Below are 18,302 nucleotides of genomic sequence, written 5' to 3'. Positions count from 1 at the left end.
TCTCTAACCAACCAGTTATAATGAAACATAGTTTGCAAACTAATTCCTCCGTTTACTATATTTTTTCACTTTGGCTCTTTTTTAAGGGGAGTATTAATTAGTTCGAGAACTATTTATAGATACCTATCTCATTGGAACTAGACAAGGCAATATATAGAGTCGTATAGGCTATCTTGTTCCTAGAAGGGACTTTATGGTAACTAGGTTTTTATATGGTGTACATAGAAATCTATGTCTTCAGATGTACGTGTATCTTTTTTTCTTAATCAACTAAAGCTGCAGGATAACCCAATGAATTTGTTGTATAGATACGTAGTGAGAGTTATGACTAAATCAAACATGAGTTCTTTTTTCATGTAACTGTGATTAGTAAAGTCTAACTAAAATTTTAAAAGAGGTGTTTTCAATGGTTTTAGGAATTTATCCTTATTTAGTTATGAACGGTAATGGACAAGAAGCTGTTGAATTTTACGAAAAAGCATTGGATGCCAAAGTTATTGGAGTTCAAACGTTCGGAGAAATGCCCGGAAATTCAGAATTTCCTACTCCTATAGAAGCAATAGACCGTGTAATGAATGCGCACTTAAAAGTTGGTGACAATGATTTGATGCTTTCTGACACATTCCCAGGTCAACCATACCAAATTGGATCACAAGTAACGGTAGCTATCGCTATAGACAGTATAGAAAAATCAAATGAAGTGTTCGAAAAACTAAAAGAAGGTGGTCAAGTAGGAATGCCACTTCAAGAAACTTTTTGGAGCCCATCATATGGACAAGTAACAGATAAATTCGGTGTTACTTGGCAAATTTCCACACAAGCTGCTGATAATAAGTAATTAATAAAAAGCTGGTATTTTTATTATTTCTAGAGTTCTTCTCCTTCAAGCTTTTCTTGGTTGAGTTCCGGAATGTGTTTTATGTTAACTAAGGATATGCATCACATACACCAAAAAAAGAAAAACCCACCTGATTTGTCAGAGGTGGGCTTTTCTTTTAGCTAAATATTAAGGGTGTAATTGCTTGTTACTTACATATCATTTAATATTTTTGTAGATATTTATTATAACCTATCAAATCATTTTGAGAAAGCAAAAAATGAAAACGGTTACTTTATATTAAAACTAAAGGTTTCTTTTCTATTTCATACCGATAAAATCGATTATGAGAACTGAACATGTATAAAATATAAGGACACAGACAGTAAGATAATACAGAATAGAACACATGTATAAAGTCAGGAAGTGTCTGTTGTTTCCATTAACATTAATGAGTATTCCTTTAAAAAGTTATAGAAAAAAAACGCCTCTCATTTGGGGCGTACTCTATTATCATTATAAAACATAACCTAAAAACAGTCTACAATTTCATTTTTTTTTAGGTTATAGTTTGATTACTGAATTCAGTAAGACCCATGGGTACATTTAAAATTGAAAGGAAAATTTCTATGATACACAAACATGTTCCTGTTTTAATAGTAGGTGGAGGTCTTAGTGGACTTACCTCTGCTCTCTTTTTGGCACGTCATAACGTTGATTATTTACTGGTTGAAAAACACACTGGTACAGCTATCCATCCAAAAGCCGGAGGGATTACATTTCGTACGATGGAAATATTTCGACAACTTGGATTGGAGGCAGCTATCCGGACTGCTAGCGAACCATTAGATAATATTCGTGGAAGGATTGCCGTAGAGACAATCAAAAGCATAGACCCTGAGAAATTAGAAACGGCGGAGAACTCCCAAAAAGCTCTTGAGAAAGAGAGAATAGAAAATTTTGAAAAGGTGAGCCCTTCAAAGCCAGCATCTTGTTATCAAATGGAACTAGAACCTATCCTTCTTCAAACTGCTAAAGAAGGAAAAGGGCATATACGCTATAATACTGAACTTATAGAGTATCAACAAGACGATTTAGGAGTAACAGTCACTATAATAAATCGAGAGACAGGAACGAAAGAAAAAATCCGAAGTGATTATTTAGTTGCAGCAGACGGTGCTAAAAGCACAATTCGTCAATATACAAAAATTCCAACTACAGGAAGAGGAGTCATCGGCGGACATTATATTAACATCTATTTTCAGGCTGATCTAAGTCGCTTTCTAAAACCTAGCCAGTTTGGCTGGATTCAAATCCTAAACCCAGAAGTATTTGGCGCGCTCATCACCGTTAACAATCGTGATGAATGGATTTACCACGTGGCCTACAATCCCTCAAATGGAGAAAGTCCAGAAGATTTTTCTGAAGAGCGATGCTGTGAGATTTTAAAAAAAGCTATAGGAGTTTCAAATCTTGATATTGTCATCTTCAGTATTTTACCTTGGGCAGCTGCAGAACAGACAGCTACTCGTTTTCAAGACAATCGAGTCTTTCTAATTGGAGACGCAGCTCATCTTATGCCACCTACCGGAGGATTTGGTTCGAATACAGGTATTCAAGATGCTCATAATTTAGCTTGGAAGCTGGCTGCAGTGATACACAAACAAGCTCATCCACGATTGCTCCAAACTTATCATGATGAGAGACACTATGCTGTAGAATTAACAACCAAATATGCCAGTGATTTGTTATTTAGTGTTATAAAGAAAGGTGTAAGCACCCTCAATAGTATGGACCATACTGCAGTTACTGTAGGGTATAAATATAACTCAACAGCAATTATTAAGGAAAACTCCGATACACCACATAGAATGGATCAATTAGAACTAAACGGAAGACCAGGTACTCGTGCTCCACATATGTGGTTGAAGTACCAAGGTAAACGTATCTCTACCTTAGATCTAATAGGTGAAAATTTCATCTTATTTACGGGAAAAGATAATAGCCTTTGGCGCACTGCTGCCCGGAATGTATCTTCTCAATTAGGTGTTCCTATTAATGTTTATAGTATCGGTTTACAAGGAGATTGTGTCGAGTGTGAGGATAGCTGGGAAGCAGTGTACGATGTTACCTCTCAAGGAGCTGTATTGATAAGACCAGACGGTTTTGTAGCATGGCGTACAAAAGAGGAGGAATCAAATCCTCATCTAATTCTTAAGAAGGTCATGAATAGCATACTATGCTAATTAAACTGATACGCACGCTTCTGACTTAAAATTAGTTAAAAATTAAATAATATAACATCTTGAAAGGCATACGTGTTAAAACGTATGCCTTTTGAGTGAGCTTTCATAAAAATCACAAGGTATCCATATCAGATAATGTAGACAGATAACACGTTCTACCTCTTACCTTTTAAGCAATTGTTATATTAACTATGAATTAACATTAAATTTAAAAGTATTTAACTTTATTATACTTTTAATAAAATACGTTAAATTTTATTTCTGTTGATGATATCAAATTAAACTTTCATAAATATCATTATCCCTTTTAACTATGTACCATATGTTACAAAACTAATTATTTTCACGAAACACTTTGCTATTTACTTAACATAAGACAGCTTTCTGGTACAAATTACAAAAACGTTTCCATGCCATACAAGGGCTAGTTCGTTTTTCACATTTCTCTCTCAAAAAATATATCCATACAAAAAACACTCATTATACACCAAAACTTCACAATTCCTTGACAATAATACCATTTATTTACACGGATAATTAAAATATCATTATCGTTTGACAAAGGATAAGTCTTCCATTATCATCAACTCAAACTTATTTACGGGGAGAGTTAAAGATGAAAATTTATGTTGATGCAGATGCTTGTCCGGTAAAAGATATCATTATCTCTGAAGGTACGAATGCTGAAATTCCTGTTATCCTTGTTACTAGCTTTTCTCATTTTTCTAATGTGGAACAACCATCAGGAGTGGAAACCATTTACGTTGATTCTGGAGCAGATGCTGCGGATTATCGGATTATGGGTTTAGTAAAAAAAGGGGATATAATCGTTACGCAAGATTATGGTCTTGCTTCGCTAGGTTTAGCAAAAGGGTGTGTGGTACTTCACCATAATGGGTCTAGCTATACAAATGAAAACATTGACCAATTATTACAAACACGTTATTTGAGTGCAATGGCTCGAAAAAGTGGAAAGCGTACAAAGGGGCCAAAACCATTTACACCCGAAGATAGAGAGAAATTTAAGGGGCTTTTTAAAAGAGCAATTTCACGTTAAAAAAGAACCATCCATTTTCAAGAAAAACCCAGAAAAACAAATTGTCCAAATATTAAACTAAACTGCCCCGTTAGCTTAAGTAAATAATAAAGTACTTTCGTTATAAGCCCTTAAATCTTTAAAAAGATTTAACATTGAGTTTAGTGTATTAAATACTTAAGTAGAAATACCAATAGGCGACCTATTCCTTCTGCTCAGAAAGATAAAGTCACCTACACGATTTTTCCATTCATTATTATTTACCTTTTCCTTTTTCATATTTATAAATTTATTGGTTTACATGTTTCTGTTCTAACTGATTTACTACATCTTCCTGACATTCATTGATAAATAAATAAGTAAGGTATGAATGTAAATCAAATCGTTCTTCACTAATAAATGTAGAGAAAACCTGTTTATATTCGCTCAATAGTTTGACCTCCTTTATGCAAGTTCCTATTTTTTATTATTGTCCAACTAGCAATCTCTTATACATACAAATTAACAAAGTATTTTATTTGATAAGCTATTTTTATCTTGTACTGGCCCCGCCTACGCCATATACAATGATAGCCAAGCTTGCTATCCAACCTTATTTCATTATATATGTAATCGCTTACGAAATAAATTAAAATAATTGAATATTCTAATTTTTAAACAATGTTAGGGACATCATGGAAAATTCTTATAGGTAGCTAAAAAATTAAATAATTAGAAAGAGACTGTATATGTTAAAATGTTGGACTAAAATCAAAGAACAGTCCGCAAAAGTATACTTTTACGGACTTTTTATTTATATAGGAAATCTATCATTTTCACAGTTCGTTTAAGTTTAAAATATAATTACGAACGATTTTTAGGGAATAAAAGGGAGAGAAACATACAAAAAAGAACTAATTTTCTGTTCTCTTTAATTACAATAACTTTTTAGTCTAAGAAAAGCCAAATAGAAAAGAGTGATCAACCTGGAAGAAATAAAAGGGCAAGAAATAGGTCTTGATAAAGTATATGACTATGCTGCATTTCAAGATAAGGTTAGTGGCCCATGCAATAACTGCAACTCATCTTACTTCAAAAGTTCGGTAAAAGGTGGCGTTCTTTTGTGCGAATGTCGGGATTGCGGCATGAAGAAAAGTATATAACCATAGATAATTATATATGAAGAAGAGAGGGCTTTAAGTCTTCTCTTTTTTTATTCAACCTCGTTTTTACTCTTTTTAGAACTTGAGGCATACGTTTTACAATGCTGCTGCCACTGACCCTCATGACCTTATATCCTTGTTCCCTCAAATAAGCATCTTTCTTACGATCATGTGCTTTTGCGATGATGAAGAATGATATGCTTTTTCATCATACTCAAACTCTAGCCTACCTATGAAAAAGGAAAATAGATAAGTACCACATTTTTTTCGAGTTTGTACAGAATAGCTATTTAATACAACGCATAATATAAACCTTGCCGACGATTAAAAAGTCAGCTTGTTTCACAGGAAAAGTCTTTGAAAGCCCTACAACCGTTATCTATCGTCTATTTAAAATAGCTACTTAAAAATTATTCCGTTTAAGTATACCTACACTTCTTCTAATCGACTAAATCTTTCAGAGTAAGTGTCGATACAATTAAAGGTATTAAATCAATATATTACATTAATAACCTTTTTATGTTATTGTTTATTCTTGGCATATGGTAGCTATTATATAAAATATCTTCACCTAGGTGAAAAGGATTGTTATTTCTGTCTTTAATCCGTGCCTGTGTTTCTAAACCCTTTGTAGATATGTTTTCTACTGGTTTTAAATATAACGGTGAAGGTGAATTAGGCCATGTATTTGACGGTAATATCTACTGCAAGAAAGGAGGATTATGTCTTACTAATTTAGTGAGCTACCATAGTTTAATTTTACTTTTATCGTTTAAACTAGCAAGGAGAGAAAAAAATGGAAATAGTAAGAGAAGATCACGTAATTTCAGCTCAAGGAAGTGCAAAGAAGCAGAGAGCTGAAAATTTGCTGTACCGAGCAGTATGGAGATGGCATTTCTACGCAGGTATTTTATTCGCCCCGTTCCTTGTTATTCTAGCTATAACAGGTTCTGTTTACTTATTCAAACCTCAAATTGAACAAGTTCTCTATCAAAGCTACTATGAAGTAACTCCACAAAATGAAAAATTGGCTCCTTCTCAGCAAATAGAAGAAGCAAAAAGGTTATACCCTAATGCCTTAGTTACGACTTACCGTCCAGGGGAAACTGCTAACCGATCAAGTGAAATAGGAATTGTATCTCATGATGAAGGTTTTACTGTCTTTATTAATCCTTATACTGGAAAGGTCATGGGAACATTAAAAGATAAAGATAGAATTATGGATAAAATTGAGGAAATTCATGGTGAATTGATGGCAGGTACCTTAGGAGATAGAATTGTAGAATTAGCTTCTTGTTGGGCCATAGTACTTAGTGTGACTGGATTATTTTTATGGATTCCTAGGAAGGAAAACAGAATTGCAGGAATCTTACTACCAAGATTTAAAAAAGGAAAGAAAATTTTAAGAAGAGACCTACATGTAGTACCTGCTTTTTGGGTTACAACTGGAATGTTATTTTTAATATTTTCAGGGCTACCTTGGTCAGGATTTTGGGGAGAAAACTTTCAATCTTTGACGACCAATTCAGGAGCAGGATACCCACCTTCCATATGGACAGGCAACACACCAACTTCTACTGTTAAAACAAAGGACATTGCAGATGTACCATGGGCTGCTGAAAATTTAAAGGTTCCTAAGTCTAACGTTAACGGCCTTGTTCCTCTTTCTATTAATAACGTGGTTGACATTGCTAATCGTGAAGGAATGCATCCTAGTTACAAAATTATCATTCCTCATGAAAAAAAAGGAGTATATACTTTGTCAGCTTTTCCACCTAAAGCGCAAGATGAAGCAACTATTCATATTGATCAGTATTCAGGTGCTGTGTTAGCTGACTATCGATATGACCATTATGGATTCATAGGGAAGTTAATTGCCTTGGGCATTACTCTACATAAAGGAACACAATTTGGATTTTTTAATCAACTTATAAGTCTAGCAATATGTTTGGGCATTATTTTTATTTCTATAAGTGGTTTTTATTTATGGATAAAGAGAAAGCCGAAAAAAGGAATGGGGGCTCCTAAAGCACCTAGTATTAGAATGATGAAGGTATTTCTAATTGTCTTAATTGTATTAGGAATTCTATTTCCTTTGGTGGGATTATCACTTGTTTTTGTTTGGTTACTGGATTTGTTTGTAATCCAAAAAATCCCTTATATTAAAAAGTTTATGAATGCATAAATCCAAAAGTAAGAGAGGTTTTTTACTTATGAAAAACAAACGATATATATATACAGTTTTTCTTCTTACTCTTATGCTCAGTGCTTGCTCTACTAAACCTGATGCGAATAATTTGTATAAAACTGAACAGCCTCTTCAAGCTGATATTATAATACCTAAATCAATATCATCAAATAAAAAAACAACTTTTAAAGTAAATTTGACTAAAGATGGGAAAAAGGTGAACAGACCTGACTATGTCCATTTTGAAATATGGAAACAAGATAAATCGGTGAAATTCCCCATGGAACAAGCAAAGAAAGAGGAAAATGGAGCTTTTAGTTTAACAAAGAGCCTAAATCAAGACGGATTATATTATATACAAGTACATGCTAGCAAAGGAGGAGACCCTATTATGCCTAAAAAACAATTTGTTGTAGGACAATTATCTAAAAAGGAATGGGGAATATTGAAAAGTGGTGTCCAAAAGGAGGAGAATGGACATCATCATCATCATTAATTTAGTAAAAAGCCCACTTCTCAGTAGCTAATTCAAGTTTTTGAGATTAATATCAAAAAACTTTTGAACAACATATTACTAATGTATTTTTTGGTGATATGTTGTTAATTTTATTTGAATACGAGTATGGTTATAATGCGTCGAGGTAGAAGGAATTAGAACTTAGAGAGGAATGAAACAAGTTGTTGGAGGCAGTCAAAGAGAGAAATAAACTTATGTTAGATGACTATGCAAGTCACATGTTTTAGGTGAAGAATAAAAAAATTTAAAGGATAAGTGTTGTATTTTTTATTTCATCTACACTCTCTATACCTTTAGCCTTGACACATTTTCACTAAAACATGAGCATGATCCTTTCAATATTTCCTTTTAACATTCTGTTAAATCACTGATTCTTTTTCCTATAAAAAACACCTCTAAATGATAATTAGGTAATGTGCACCCAGTTTTCAACTTAAAGATGTTTTTATTTGTTTTAAAAGGACATTCTCTAAAAATAACTACAAAATCTTTTTTTCTCGTTTTTAATATTTAATATTCTCAATATATTATTTGTCTTTGCTATCAGTACCATTCTCGTGGTTCATATTCTCGTGGTTCATATTCTCGTGGTTCATATTCTCGTGGTTCATATTCTCGTGGTTCATATTCTCGTGGTTCATATTCTCATGGTTCATATGGTTGTTACTATTATCTTGTTTTAAGTTTACGTTTCTCTTTACCGTGGTCAGATTATTAACTTCCATAAAGTCAATTAACTTAACATTAGATGTGACGACTGATTGAGAGATTCTTTTTTTGGTTATTAAATAGTCACTATTTGTAACAGTTTTACCTTTGTTTACTTTGCTTTCTATTTGCTCTACTGCTGTTATGTTTTCATTAAGAATATTGCGATAGTCTTTATACAAAGTTTGAATTTCTTTTTTATGGTCTTTGCTCAAATCTTGACTAATTTGCATTCTCTTTAAAACTTCTTGTTGCTTCTTAATATCTTCTTTATATTCACCTAAACTTTTCAATAAATCCTCTTTGCTTTCCTTTTTTTGTAAGAAATTGTTTATGTTTTTTATATATATATTTTCATTAGCTGTTGTAACCTTATTATTAACATCTTCAAATGTTGAAGTTAACTCCTTTGTAACATACTGATTTAATTTCTTATTTTCTGCTGCTTCGTTACTACATCCTGCTAAAAATACATATACGATGGTACATACTAAAATAACTCTTAATTTCATAATAATTATTTCCTCCCTATAAAAATATCCATAGACAATTTTACCTAATAGAAATAAATTGTAAATAAGTAAATTAAACTTTTTTTTAAAAAAATATGGATTTATTAGATTAAATTGGTATAATTAGGTTGAAAAGGAGGAGGCAACATGATGAAAAAAATCTTTTCAATAGGTATATTAATAGCTTTGTTATTACTTAATTTACCTATTGACGCAATTAAGGCTAGTGCAGCAGAAGGAAATAAAAATGGATCTGCTGAGCTTATGCTCATTTCTGTCATACAAGAAGATGAGTATACAAATTCACAAACAGAAGAGATAGAGGAATCTGGATGGAACGTTCAAGGTGATAAACTATTCCTGGTACGAACGCTAGCTAACCAGACTATTATTGTAAATGACCAAAAGGTACAAACTGATGCTAACGGTAAATTTGAAGTAGACGAAAATTTAAACCAAATCAGAGTTAAATTACCTGAAGGTAATGAAACTATTGTCAATAAGAACTCTAATGGTGAATTTAAATTCACTGAAGCCGTAGATTGGAATAGTTTTAATGAACAAATGGACTTTGCGGAATCTCAACAAAGCGCAGATGACCAACAGGAATCAGCTACATTTACAACTATGGCATACGGAAAGAAATACAAAAAAGGCGACTGGGTTCACTGTAATCGTTTCAACGGTACTTTTACAGATGGATACCATTATCCAAAAACAAATTGGAGAGCGTTAAGAAATTTCACAAATAGCGATTGTGACAAAGCATTAGCTATAAGATGTGTAAAAGATTATACTAGCGAAACATGGTGTAATGGAACTGGTGGAGCTGCAGCTTGTTCAGGCAAATTAGGGCACTCTAAGAAGTACCATACACATTAAAGGTGATAGCATGATATTATTTTGCATTATTTGTTTGGTAGTTTTTTTAGTTTTATTTATAACGGATGTCCTTGCAAATATTAATGTTTGGTTTAGCTTTATTTTAAGTTTAATTCTTACTGCTACACCCCTAATTATTTGTCTGTTACAATTTTTAAAAACTAGAAAAACAAATTATTTAGTTATAGGAATACTAGCCATCATAGCCTTTTTATTTGTGTTATTTATATTTTTAACACCAGAAGCAGGCATTCCACCACTTATTCAATTTTAATATTTTATTTTTGGGATAAACAACTTTATAAGAATTCAAAATACCCCTGTTCATAAAATCGGGGGTATTTTATTATCCATTATTTTTCTATAGACCATCATATTCTTATATAAATTAAGTTTGTAATTGTACAACTTAATATTGTTCTTTTTTAATAGAGCAAGATTTAGCGCTTTAGGAATATTTATTATCCCATATCCATATTCAGTTTTAGCTCCTAAATAATCAGCAGATAATAGGAGAATCTCTTTTAACTCACTATTAGTAAGATTATGGTTTGCGCTAAGTAATATAGCAGCTACACCGGCTACGTAAGGGGAAGCCATAGAAGTTCCAGTTTCATATGTATAAGTTTCATTAAGACTAGGGCCATATATCTCTTCTCCTAGAGATACAATGTCTAATTCTTGTCCCACATTGGAAAAAAAAGATCGTTTTAGTTTGTTATTGACTGACCCAACAGCAAAAACCGAGCTATATTTTGCAGGATAAGTAATATGTGAACTTTCCGGATAATCACTATTTCCAACTGGTGCAACGATAAATATACCATGTTTATAAGCGCTTTCTAATACATCTTTAACGCCTTTTGCATCGGTTTCGGTTCCAATACTCATATTTAAAACATCAATATCATGGTCTATTGCCCATTGCACCCCAGCAATTATACTTTTCTCTTTGGAATTACCTTCATTATTCAAAGATTTTATAGCAAATATTTGAGCTTCAGGGGCCACACCAATTGTCCTATTGTTATGTTTCTTTGATGATGATATAATTCCCGCCACATGAGTACCATGGCCGTTATAGTCCATATAATCATCTATATTATTGATTGTAGAAATACCTCCTTGTACGTGTAATCCATCATTTTTATAATCAATTCCTGTGTCTAAAACTCCTACCTTTATATTTTTACCTCTGTAGATTTCTCTATTACCTAACAACTTGTTTTCATTTAATATATCTAATATATTAATTTGCCGTCCAAAATAATAATCTTCGTAAAGTGTCCCTCTTGCGACTGCTTCAGCTTTAACCGAATACGGTGAGGAAAAAGTAATGCTAGTTATTAAAAGCGTAAGTAAAACATATATTAACTTGTTCATAAAGCCTCCTAAATTTATAAGTTACGTTATAAGGATTAAAAAAGCATTGACTAAAAATAATGTGTATGGATTGACGAAAAGCTATTTACAGTTATTATGCATGTTTTAAATTTTACTCTAATAAAAATCAAATATATCTTTCCTTCATTTATTGAAATATGCGTCAAACTATCACTCATTGTCAGATTAACCTCTATCAATGGCTACCTCTGAACTTTTCATTTACTTAGTAATTACTCTTTAGATCTCTATATTTAAAGAGAGCCCTTCAAGACCTTACTAAATAAACAAATAATTAGGTACCAAAAATAAAAAAGACTCTAACATTTGAGATAGAGTCTTTTTTATTTTTTTATCAAATTAATGTAGTGGCTGCTTCTGTTGAAATCCAGTAAAAATAAAACAAGTTAATAATGCTACCAGAGCAATAATTAAAACAGCCATTAGACCTAAAGCAGCCATAAATATATCTTGACCATTGTAAGAAGGTTTCAAATTAAGGTACTGATAAAGAGCGTATATACCAAGTAGTACATAAAAACTACTACCAATACTAGCCATCTTAATTCGATTTTTAGTAGTCCCAGTCCATGCTATATTAAACGTCGACCATGCCCAAATACTTGCTATTGTTCCTAATCCTATAATTGCAATATGTAGGAAAGGAATATTAACTTTGGTAAGTATAAGAATAAAAATTAAAGCAGCTACAATTCCTGTCATAAAAGTATTCCAAAGGAATAATACAATTCCACCAGAAACAGCGCTCTTAAACCAAGGTTTATTCTGTAAAATGCCTACTAGCTTATCTTGTTGTTTAACCGTAGAAAGAATCTTAGTCTTGAAGACTAATGAAAATATAACTCCTAGTATACCTAATAAAAAAAATGTAGTACTACCCAATTAAACCACCAACCTTATAAAGTTTTAAAAATAATATATGAGTTAAAATACATCATATCAATGTGTAACAAGTATGTTTGAATTTCAAAACGATATGTATTAAATAAAATATCTGTAACTCACACTTCTATATAATAACATTAATCTTAATAATTTTAAAATATGTAATTATATATATATAATTACATTTAAATGTAAAAAACCAGGTTTATTTAATCAAAAATATTTTCAATTACTTTAAAATCATTCATACTAAGAAATGGTGATAAAAAGATATGGAGGATAACGCGTTGAAAAAATTGTTAATTACTTTAGCTACTATACTTTTGATAGCAGGGTGTCAGCCAAAAAGCAATCAGGTTCTCCCTGGTAGCAAACAATTAGATCAGGTAAAAGCAATACAAATATCAGATTTTAAGAATTTAGGGTCCTTAAATGAGAATTTTAAAAAGAATTTTTCTAGTGAGGAGAAACTTAAAGTATTCAAAAAAGCTTTAGAAAGTGCTAGAAGGAACGACAAATCTATAAAAAAATATGATTATGATATGAAATTAAACTTTACTAATGGAGAAGATAAAGCATTACATATTGCTAAAAATAAAGAAAACGAAATAGTACTTAAATACATTGGAGATAGCAACGCCACTTATGTTGTGGACCATGAGAACTCAAGAGAATTAATTAAGCTTATCTATTAAAAATAATAATAAATCTATTATGGTAACTAGGAATGAATAAGTTATACAGATGTTAATTAGCTCTAGAAAGTATAATTCCGTTAATATAATATAGATGTAAAAAATGGTATTTTATTGAACGAAAGGGCCGTGGCTTGCTTATTCTTATCAGCCCTATTTATATGTACGAAGTTTATTAGTGCAGCTATTTAAGCTTCTAGTGAAGCAGCTTGGAGTGCTGGGATATTTAAAGATTAATTAAAAGAAATAGGTAATATCTTAAGTATCTTATCATTAATAATCGAAATAATTTATTTGTATTTTTCTGAGCATAATAAAAGGTAAAAGCAAAAGATCTTATGTAATATTAATAAAGTCTTTATTTACCTATTGGAGTTAGTATAGTTTCATGGACACCATTTAATTAAGTCTTTACAATGACTGTTGAGAGGATGTGTCCGAGATGGAACGTAAACGTGCAGGCAAAACATACAATGATGAGTTTAAGAAAACGATTGTGGATTTATATCATGCAGGAAACTCTGTTAAAAATTTAAGCAGCGAATATGGCGTATCAGAAGTAACAATCTATAAGTGGGTGAAGGCATTTACACCTATCAGCTCAGAAGAAGGATCTCTAACACCGAAAGAATTAGCTGAGATCCAGAAGGAAAACCTTCGGTTAAAACAAGAGTTAGACATTCTAAAAAAGGCTATGGCCATATTCGCGAAAAAGTAACGGAAGCAGAGCTCAACCATTTTATCGAGAAATATAAAGAACAATACAGTGTTCAGAAAATGTGCGAAGTGTTAACGATTCCAAGAAGTAGCTACTACCATTCGTTCAAAAAGACAGTATCAAACCGCGAACAGGAAAATCGGAAGCTAACGAAAGAAATCGAACGAATTCATGTAAAAAGTAAAGCGCGTTATGGCGCTCCAAAAATTCATAAGATGTTAGTAAATAACGGGTGTGATCTAAGTCTAAAGCGTGTTCAGCGCTTAATGAAACAAGCAGGAATTCGTTCAATTACAAAGAAAAAATACCGTCCCTATCCGTCAAAAGAAAAGGTGATACAACTGACGAATCTGTTAAAACGAGATTTTTCTACACAGACTATTAATGAAAAATGGGTGGCAGATATTACGTACATTCCTACAGTAAAAGATGGTTGGTGTTATTTAGCATCCGTATTAGATTTACATTCTAAAAAAATCGTGGGCTATTCTTTTTCTCGTTCCATGACGTCTGAACTAGTCATTGAAGCACTTCAAAACGCTTACACTAATCAAAAGCCCCGAAAGGGCTTACTTCTTCATACGGATCTTGGCTCACAATACACAAGCAGTGAGTTTACTCAGCATGTCCACAAGTATCAAATGGAACAGTCTTTCAGCCAGAAAGGCTGCCCTTATGATAATGCCTGTATCGAGTCGTTTCATGCCATATTAAAAAAAGAGGAAGTCTATCATACGCAATACCTAGATTATTCAGCTGCCAAAGTAGCCATGTTTCAGTTTATAGAAGGATGGTATAACCGAAACAGAATCCATAGTAGCCTCGGCTATCAAACCCCTCAAGCGATTGAGGATCAAATAAGAAAAACAGCTTAAGACTTAACTTTTTTGTGTCCAAATTATTGACTCAAGTCCAATTCGAAGATTGTTATATATCTTATTTTCGGTAAAAAATTATCAACTCTCCTAATTAATTATATTTACATAAATATAAAATAATAAGGTGATTTATCGCGATTTACTACATCAATAATCTTATTTACATAAATTAAAGATCAAAACTATTAAATTTATAGGCAACTATCTCGTCTGTTTCTTTATTATGAATCCCTGTAACTCTACCTTCCATCATTAATTCTCCCAATATAGAGGCAAAAAAGGCTTCATCATATTTAACACCAAATTTGACACCTTTTTGAATAATATTATTATGGTAGACCCACTTCATAATAGCTGGGAGGCTTGGGTAAACAGGAGTATTTTCATCTTCAACTAACCTACTACCTTCTTCAAGAATATATCTAGACCTCCCTCTTTCTGAAGTATCATAATTCATATTAACAAACTCTAAATAATCTAATACGATTTGTTTAATCTCATCTCTATTCGTAAATCTGTAATATAACATATTATAAATAAAGAAACCTACAGGTACTGCTATTAACCCAGTAAATATTGCTTTTAATATGGTAATTCCAATTGATAATAAGATAGCCATTGTATGTACATCTCCAAAAAATTAATATATTTTACAATTAAATTATTCTCTTATATTCCCTTAAATTATAAAAATTACTCTTTAATTACTACTGTGTTTAAGTTGTATCGTATAAAACTGTATCTTAAACGCAGATACGGTGGTGTACAAATTATAGTTAAAAATCTTGTTCTTTCCACATGAGCCCAATTTCTTGCTCTCGCTGCAAAACTTTTTCGAGATAACGCTCGGTAGTCTTACGATCACTATGACCCAATTCCTTTTGAATTAAGAAAATATCGGCTCCCTGCTGCCTACTATAAATCGCATAAAAATGACGAAAATAATGAGGCGTAATCCTTTCATTCCGTTCTTTTACAAAAGGTAATTCTGTTCGTCCAATGATACGCACAATATAATTACTTAAGTTTTTATATTGATAATAGTCTCCATCTTTAGTTGGAAATAATGGACCTCTATCACTTGTATTTAATGCTGTACTGACATGACGTCGTTCTCGAAAAGCAAGAATACGTTCATATAGCGATGGATGGAGTAATTTATCAAATTTCTTTCCACCCTTCCCTATTCCTCTTAACCGATAATGGCCACTTAAACTGTCTAAATATACATCTCCCCACGAAGCTTTAGCTATTTCCTGTACACGCAACCCTGTCATCGCCAACATCGTTAACAATCCATGATTAATAGGATGGTCTTTGTAATAGTCTAGCAGCTGTTTGACTTCATGGTAATACAAATCTCGGTTTGGAATTTCTTGTTCAGATAGTGATGTACTCAAGATTTCTTTATGTAAAGAATACTGGATATATTTTGTTTCATGTAACCACTTCATAAAACTTTTTAAAGTCGTCATTTTGGCATCTAAAGTTGCGGGTGAATAAGGTTTCCCACCCTTTCCTAACAATGCCGTGCTTAAATACGTCTGGTAGTTTCGAATATGCCAAGGACGTAGGTTTTTAAAAATAGTTTCTTCTATATAACAGTCGACATCCTGGCGTAAGAACGACTCACTTTCTACCGCATACTGATAAAACTGCAACAAAATCCGTACGTATTCGGTTTTTGTATTTTCTTTTCGTTCTCGATCCTTTCTGATATGCTTTCGTTGATGGACATAGTAGTACATCATTTCTTCATCCGTAAAATCGCTAAACATATCTTCATTTTTTCTCTGGTGATGCTCATTTCTTTCTTCTAAGGCATCGTAGTATGTAGCGTCCAGCATTAGTGAAACGATTTTATTGAAATCTCCTTTTCTTTCCCTTACTTCTGTTCCTACATGTACTAATGAGAAATCTTGCATAAAACCTCTCCTTTCGTAAAGCATGCCATCTTATTTATAGATCTCCCTTGTCTTAAGATATCTTTTTCTCTATTTAGGGGTTAAGTTTCTGTTTATATGTATATAGATTACAACTACCCTTTTAAACGCATTTATAATTTTAATAAAAAGGTTAAAAATACTAGCTGTCTTAAATAAATATATAAGGTTTCTATAATTAACTACTCTTTTACAGTTACTTATTATATTTATTACTTATTAATTGTAACTTATTCGAAAGTAAAAGTATAAACTTACTTTCTATAAATATAGTTTATTATTTATAGAGTTTGTAGAAAAATCTCCTATTTGTCATCACTTAGAGTAAATAATAAAACATAAATATTTATAAGTTAGTTATAACATTTACATATTTATTATAAAAACTTTTAAACTCTAACTATATGTATATATGATATAATTAATTATTAGATGAAGTAAAAAGAATAGGAGTGTATGTTATGATTGATAATCCTACTAAAATTATTACTATTGAAGATGTGATGGAGATGTTATCTATTTCATCAAAGAAAACGATTTATACATATATTCAGCAAGGAAAATTAAACCCTATTAATAAAGATAACTGGCATATTGAAGGACGTTATGAATTTGATATCGAAGATGTCGTTCGTTTGCAAGAAGAGTTAAAAAAGCCAGGACTTACGACAAAAGAGGTAGCGCAGCAACTCGATATATCCGTCACAACAGTGAATAAGTATATTAAGCAAGAACTTTTACCTGCATTCCAAGAAGAATACAGGGGTATTAATTGTTATTTTGTGAATGAAGAAGATTTAGAAGCGTTTAAGCGTACGCATGAAGTTGGCCGTAAACCTAGTAAGCGTCATTTTTATCATACCGAACAAAATATTGCACTCTTTCAGCTTTTTGTGAAGAAAGATGAAGTGAAAGAGCAGTTTGCCCGTATTATCTCAGTAGAAGATCCCATTATGGCAGTGACAGAGCAACATGAAGAGATAACGGTAGAAGAATTACTTGATCGCGGTTTTGAAGCAGTCTATGAAATTGAATCGAAAAAAACTATTACGAAAGAAGGTTATGCTACATTTGCATTTAAGCAAACAGCCTACGCGAAATCACAACTTTATAAGCTCATGGATTTATTCTATCAGTACCTAAGCCCGACTAACATGAGAATTACACCACAAGAAGAGAAAGAGCAATTTATCGTTGAAATCAAACCTGTATTGTTGACAGAATCAGCACAAGAAATCGTTGAATTATTGGAGTCAGTTCTTGTCTCAGGAAAGATTAATAAACGCAGCCGTGGAATTTACATTGATAGCGATTTGGAAGTAGTACGTGTAAAGGTATCAAGTAATCTGAAGGAAGAGTTACAGCAAAAAGCCAAGGAATTAGGCAAAAAGAATGTGGAAGAGTTGTTGTTGTACGCTGTGCAAAAATTATAGGATAGACTGCAGCCTGAAGACAATAAAATTACCAGATCAATAACATATTTTCATACTATGTTTAATAAAAAAATCCTCTGCAGATATTGGGACTGACCCCTGTTTTTGAGACAGGGATCAAAACACCTTTTAAACGACCAGTTGCCGATATTGTACAGGTGACTGGTTGTTTAGTTTTGTTTGAATACGGGCATTATTATAATACGTAATATAGTTTTTGGCGGTTTGCTCTACGATGGTGGTCGTAGTATATGTCAACTCGTCAAGGTAGAACGTTTCAGACTTTAGCGAGGAATGA

18 protein-coding genes are annotated in these 18,302 nt (G+C 32.3%); 10 read left to right on the top strand and 8 right to left on the bottom strand.

Going from position 1 to position 18,302, the window contains the following annotated elements; all coding sequences use genetic code 11:
• Positions 1-406: 406 nt before the first annotated feature.
• The 3 genes from ACH0CI_RS26750 (at position 407) to ACH0CI_RS26740 (ending at position 4,120) form a co-directional block, all read left to right on the top strand.
• Positions 407-838 (top strand): VOC family protein, encoded by a 432-nt coding sequence (locus ACH0CI_RS26750; protein ID WP_406902497.1) that lies wholly within the window; start codon positions 407-409, stop codon positions 836-838.
• A 608-nt stretch (positions 839-1,446) separates the two neighbouring features.
• On the top strand, positions 1,447-3,063 hold the full coding sequence (locus ACH0CI_RS26745) for an FAD-dependent monooxygenase (RefSeq protein WP_335708288.1): 1,617 nt from the start codon (positions 1,447-1,449) through the stop codon (positions 3,061-3,063).
• A gap of 616 nt (positions 3,064-3,679) precedes the next feature.
• Positions 3,680-4,120, top strand: a complete 441-nt coding sequence (locus ACH0CI_RS26740; protein WP_071277291.1) for a YaiI/YqxD family protein — start codon at positions 3,680-3,682, stop codon at positions 4,118-4,120.
• A gap of 268 nt (positions 4,121-4,388) precedes the next feature.
• On the opposite strand, the gene ACH0CI_RS26735 is transcribed toward ACH0CI_RS26740, so the two are convergent.
• Positions 4,389-4,529, bottom strand: coding sequence for a hypothetical protein (locus tag ACH0CI_RS26735; protein WP_230185112.1), 141 nt, complete (start codon positions 4,527-4,529; stop codon positions 4,389-4,391).
• A 526-nt stretch (positions 4,530-5,055) separates the two neighbouring features.
• Here ACH0CI_RS26735 and ACH0CI_RS26730 point away from each other — a divergent pair.
• Entirely contained in the window at positions 5,056-5,241 is a 186-nt protein-coding gene (locus ACH0CI_RS26730) for a DUF8096 family protein (RefSeq protein ID WP_406902496.1), read from the top strand.
• Positions 5,242-5,251: 10 nt separating this feature from the next.
• On the opposite strand, the gene ACH0CI_RS26725 is transcribed toward ACH0CI_RS26730, so the two are convergent.
• Entirely contained in the window at positions 5,252-5,365 is a 114-nt protein-coding gene (locus ACH0CI_RS26725) for a hypothetical protein (protein WP_406902494.1), read from the bottom strand.
• Between the two features lie 672 nt (positions 5,366-6,037).
• On the opposite strand from ACH0CI_RS26725, the gene ACH0CI_RS26720 reads away from it, so the two are divergent.
• Both ACH0CI_RS26720 and ACH0CI_RS26715 read left to right on the top strand, forming a co-directional pair.
• Positions 6,038-7,426 (top strand): PepSY-associated TM helix domain-containing protein, encoded by a 1,389-nt coding sequence (locus ACH0CI_RS26720; RefSeq protein ID WP_335707601.1) that lies wholly within the window; start codon positions 6,038-6,040, stop codon positions 7,424-7,426.
• Between the two features lie 28 nt (positions 7,427-7,454).
• Positions 7,455-7,925, top strand: a complete 471-nt coding sequence (locus tag ACH0CI_RS26715) for a FixH family protein (protein ID WP_335707600.1) — start codon at positions 7,455-7,457, stop codon at positions 7,923-7,925.
• 548 nt (positions 7,926-8,473) lie between these two features.
• Here the strand turns inward: ACH0CI_RS26715 and ACH0CI_RS26710 are convergent.
• On the bottom strand, positions 8,474-9,166 hold the full coding sequence (locus tag ACH0CI_RS26710) for a hypothetical protein (protein ID WP_406902493.1): 693 nt from the start codon (positions 9,164-9,166) through the stop codon (positions 8,474-8,476).
• Between the two features lie 147 nt (positions 9,167-9,313).
• On the opposite strand from ACH0CI_RS26710, the gene ACH0CI_RS26705 reads away from it, so the two are divergent.
• Positions 9,314-10,048, top strand: a complete 735-nt coding sequence (locus ACH0CI_RS26705) for a hypothetical protein (RefSeq protein WP_406902492.1) — start codon at positions 9,314-9,316, stop codon at positions 10,046-10,048.
• Between the two features lie 324 nt (positions 10,049-10,372).
• Here ACH0CI_RS26705 and ACH0CI_RS26700 read toward each other — a convergent pair whose 3' ends face one another.
• Together ACH0CI_RS26700 and ACH0CI_RS26695 are read right to left on the bottom strand one after the other, a co-directional pair.
• Complete coding sequence (locus ACH0CI_RS26700; protein ID WP_406902491.1) at positions 10,373-11,431, bottom strand: S8 family peptidase; 1,059 nt, start codon at positions 11,429-11,431, stop codon at positions 10,373-10,375.
• A gap of 360 nt (positions 11,432-11,791) precedes the next feature.
• A complete protein-coding gene (locus tag ACH0CI_RS26695; protein WP_406902490.1) occupies positions 11,792-12,334 on the bottom strand; it encodes a hypothetical protein in 543 nt (180 codons plus the stop codon).
• Between the two features lie 290 nt (positions 12,335-12,624).
• Here ACH0CI_RS26695 and ACH0CI_RS26690 point away from each other — a divergent pair, with 290 nt between their 5' ends.
• Together ACH0CI_RS26690 and ACH0CI_RS26685 are read left to right on the top strand one after the other, a co-directional pair.
• Positions 12,625-13,032 (top strand): hypothetical protein, encoded by a 408-nt coding sequence (locus ACH0CI_RS26690; protein WP_406902488.1) that lies wholly within the window; start codon positions 12,625-12,627, stop codon positions 13,030-13,032.
• A gap of 442 nt (positions 13,033-13,474) precedes the next feature.
• Positions 13,475-14,625, top strand: a protein-coding gene (locus tag ACH0CI_RS26685) for an IS3 family transposase (RefSeq protein ID WP_406902487.1) whose coding sequence is annotated in 2 segments (ribosomal slippage) — positions 13,475-13,715 and positions 13,715-14,625 — 1,152 coding nt in all. Because the reading frame shifts where the segments join, the coding sequence is not laid out codon by codon here.
• Positions 14,626-14,797: 172 nt separating this feature from the next.
• Here the strand turns inward: ACH0CI_RS26685 and ACH0CI_RS26680 are convergent.
• Together ACH0CI_RS26680 and ACH0CI_RS26675 are read right to left on the bottom strand one after the other, a co-directional pair.
• On the bottom strand, positions 14,798-15,247 hold the full coding sequence (locus ACH0CI_RS26680; protein ID WP_406902486.1) for a hypothetical protein: 450 nt from the start codon (positions 15,245-15,247) through the stop codon (positions 14,798-14,800).
• A gap of 157 nt (positions 15,248-15,404) precedes the next feature.
• The gene (locus tag ACH0CI_RS26675; protein WP_335708346.1) at positions 15,405-16,553 is read right to left on the bottom strand and encodes a tyrosine-type recombinase/integrase; all 1,149 of its coding nucleotides are present in this window, start codon (positions 16,551-16,553) and stop codon (positions 15,405-15,407) included.
• A 479-nt stretch (positions 16,554-17,032) separates the two neighbouring features.
• Between ACH0CI_RS26675 and ACH0CI_RS26670 the strand changes: the two genes are divergently transcribed.
• Entirely contained in the window at positions 17,033-18,004 is a 972-nt protein-coding gene (locus ACH0CI_RS26670) for a helix-turn-helix domain-containing protein (protein ID WP_335387693.1), read from the top strand.
• A gap of 129 nt (positions 18,005-18,133) precedes the next feature.
• Here ACH0CI_RS26670 and ACH0CI_RS26665 read toward each other — a convergent pair.
• Positions 18,134-18,302, bottom strand: a 169-nt coding sequence (locus ACH0CI_RS26665) for an IS3 family transposase (RefSeq protein ID WP_406902498.1), incomplete at its 5' end; no start/stop codon positions are given.

Source organism: Priestia sp. 179-F W1.4 NHS (assembly GCF_045369295.1).
Taxonomy (GTDB): Bacteria; Bacillota; Bacilli; order Bacillales; family Bacillaceae_H; genus Priestia; species Priestia zanthoxyli.
The sequence above is the reverse complement of the archived record's forward strand: the minus strand, read 5'-3'. Positions and strand labels throughout refer to the sequence as shown.

Excerpts from the sequence above, each read along its gene's own strand:
- ACH0CI_RS26715 (WP_335707600.1), top strand. The coding sequence starts at position 7,455 with ATGAAAAACAAACGATATATATATACAGTTTTTCTTCTTACTCTTATG.
- ACH0CI_RS26745 (WP_335708288.1), top strand. The coding sequence starts at position 1,447 with ATGATACACAAACATGTTCCTGTTTTAATAGTAGGTGGAGGTCTTAGT.
- ACH0CI_RS26740 (WP_071277291.1), top strand. The coding sequence starts at position 3,680 with ATGAAAATTTATGTTGATGCAGATGCTTGTCCGGTAAAAGATATCATT.
- ACH0CI_RS26675 (WP_335708346.1), bottom strand. The coding sequence starts at position 16,553 with ATGCAAGATTTCTCATTAGTACATGTAGGAACAGAAGTAAGGGAAAGA.
- ACH0CI_RS26705 (WP_406902492.1), top strand. The coding sequence starts at position 9,314 with ATGATGAAAAAAATCTTTTCAATAGGTATATTAATAGCTTTGTTATTA.
- ACH0CI_RS26710 (WP_406902493.1), bottom strand. The coding sequence starts at position 9,166 with ATGAAATTAAGAGTTATTTTAGTATGTACCATCGTATATGTATTTTTA.
- ACH0CI_RS26700 (WP_406902491.1), bottom strand. The coding sequence starts at position 11,431 with ATGAACAAGTTAATATATGTTTTACTTACGCTTTTAATAACTAGCATT.
- ACH0CI_RS26750 (WP_406902497.1), top strand. The coding sequence starts at position 407 with ATGGTTTTAGGAATTTATCCTTATTTAGTTATGAACGGTAATGGACAA.
- ACH0CI_RS26670 (WP_335387693.1), top strand. The coding sequence starts at position 17,033 with ATGATTGATAATCCTACTAAAATTATTACTATTGAAGATGTGATGGAG.
- ACH0CI_RS26720 (WP_335707601.1), top strand. The coding sequence starts at position 6,038 with ATGGAAATAGTAAGAGAAGATCACGTAATTTCAGCTCAAGGAAGTGCA.
- ACH0CI_RS26725 (WP_406902494.1), bottom strand. The coding sequence starts at position 5,365 with ATGAGGGTCAGTGGCAGCAGCATTGTAAAACGTATGCCTCAAGTTCTA.
- ACH0CI_RS26680 (WP_406902486.1), bottom strand. The coding sequence starts at position 15,247 with ATGGCTATCTTATTATCAATTGGAATTACCATATTAAAAGCAATATTT.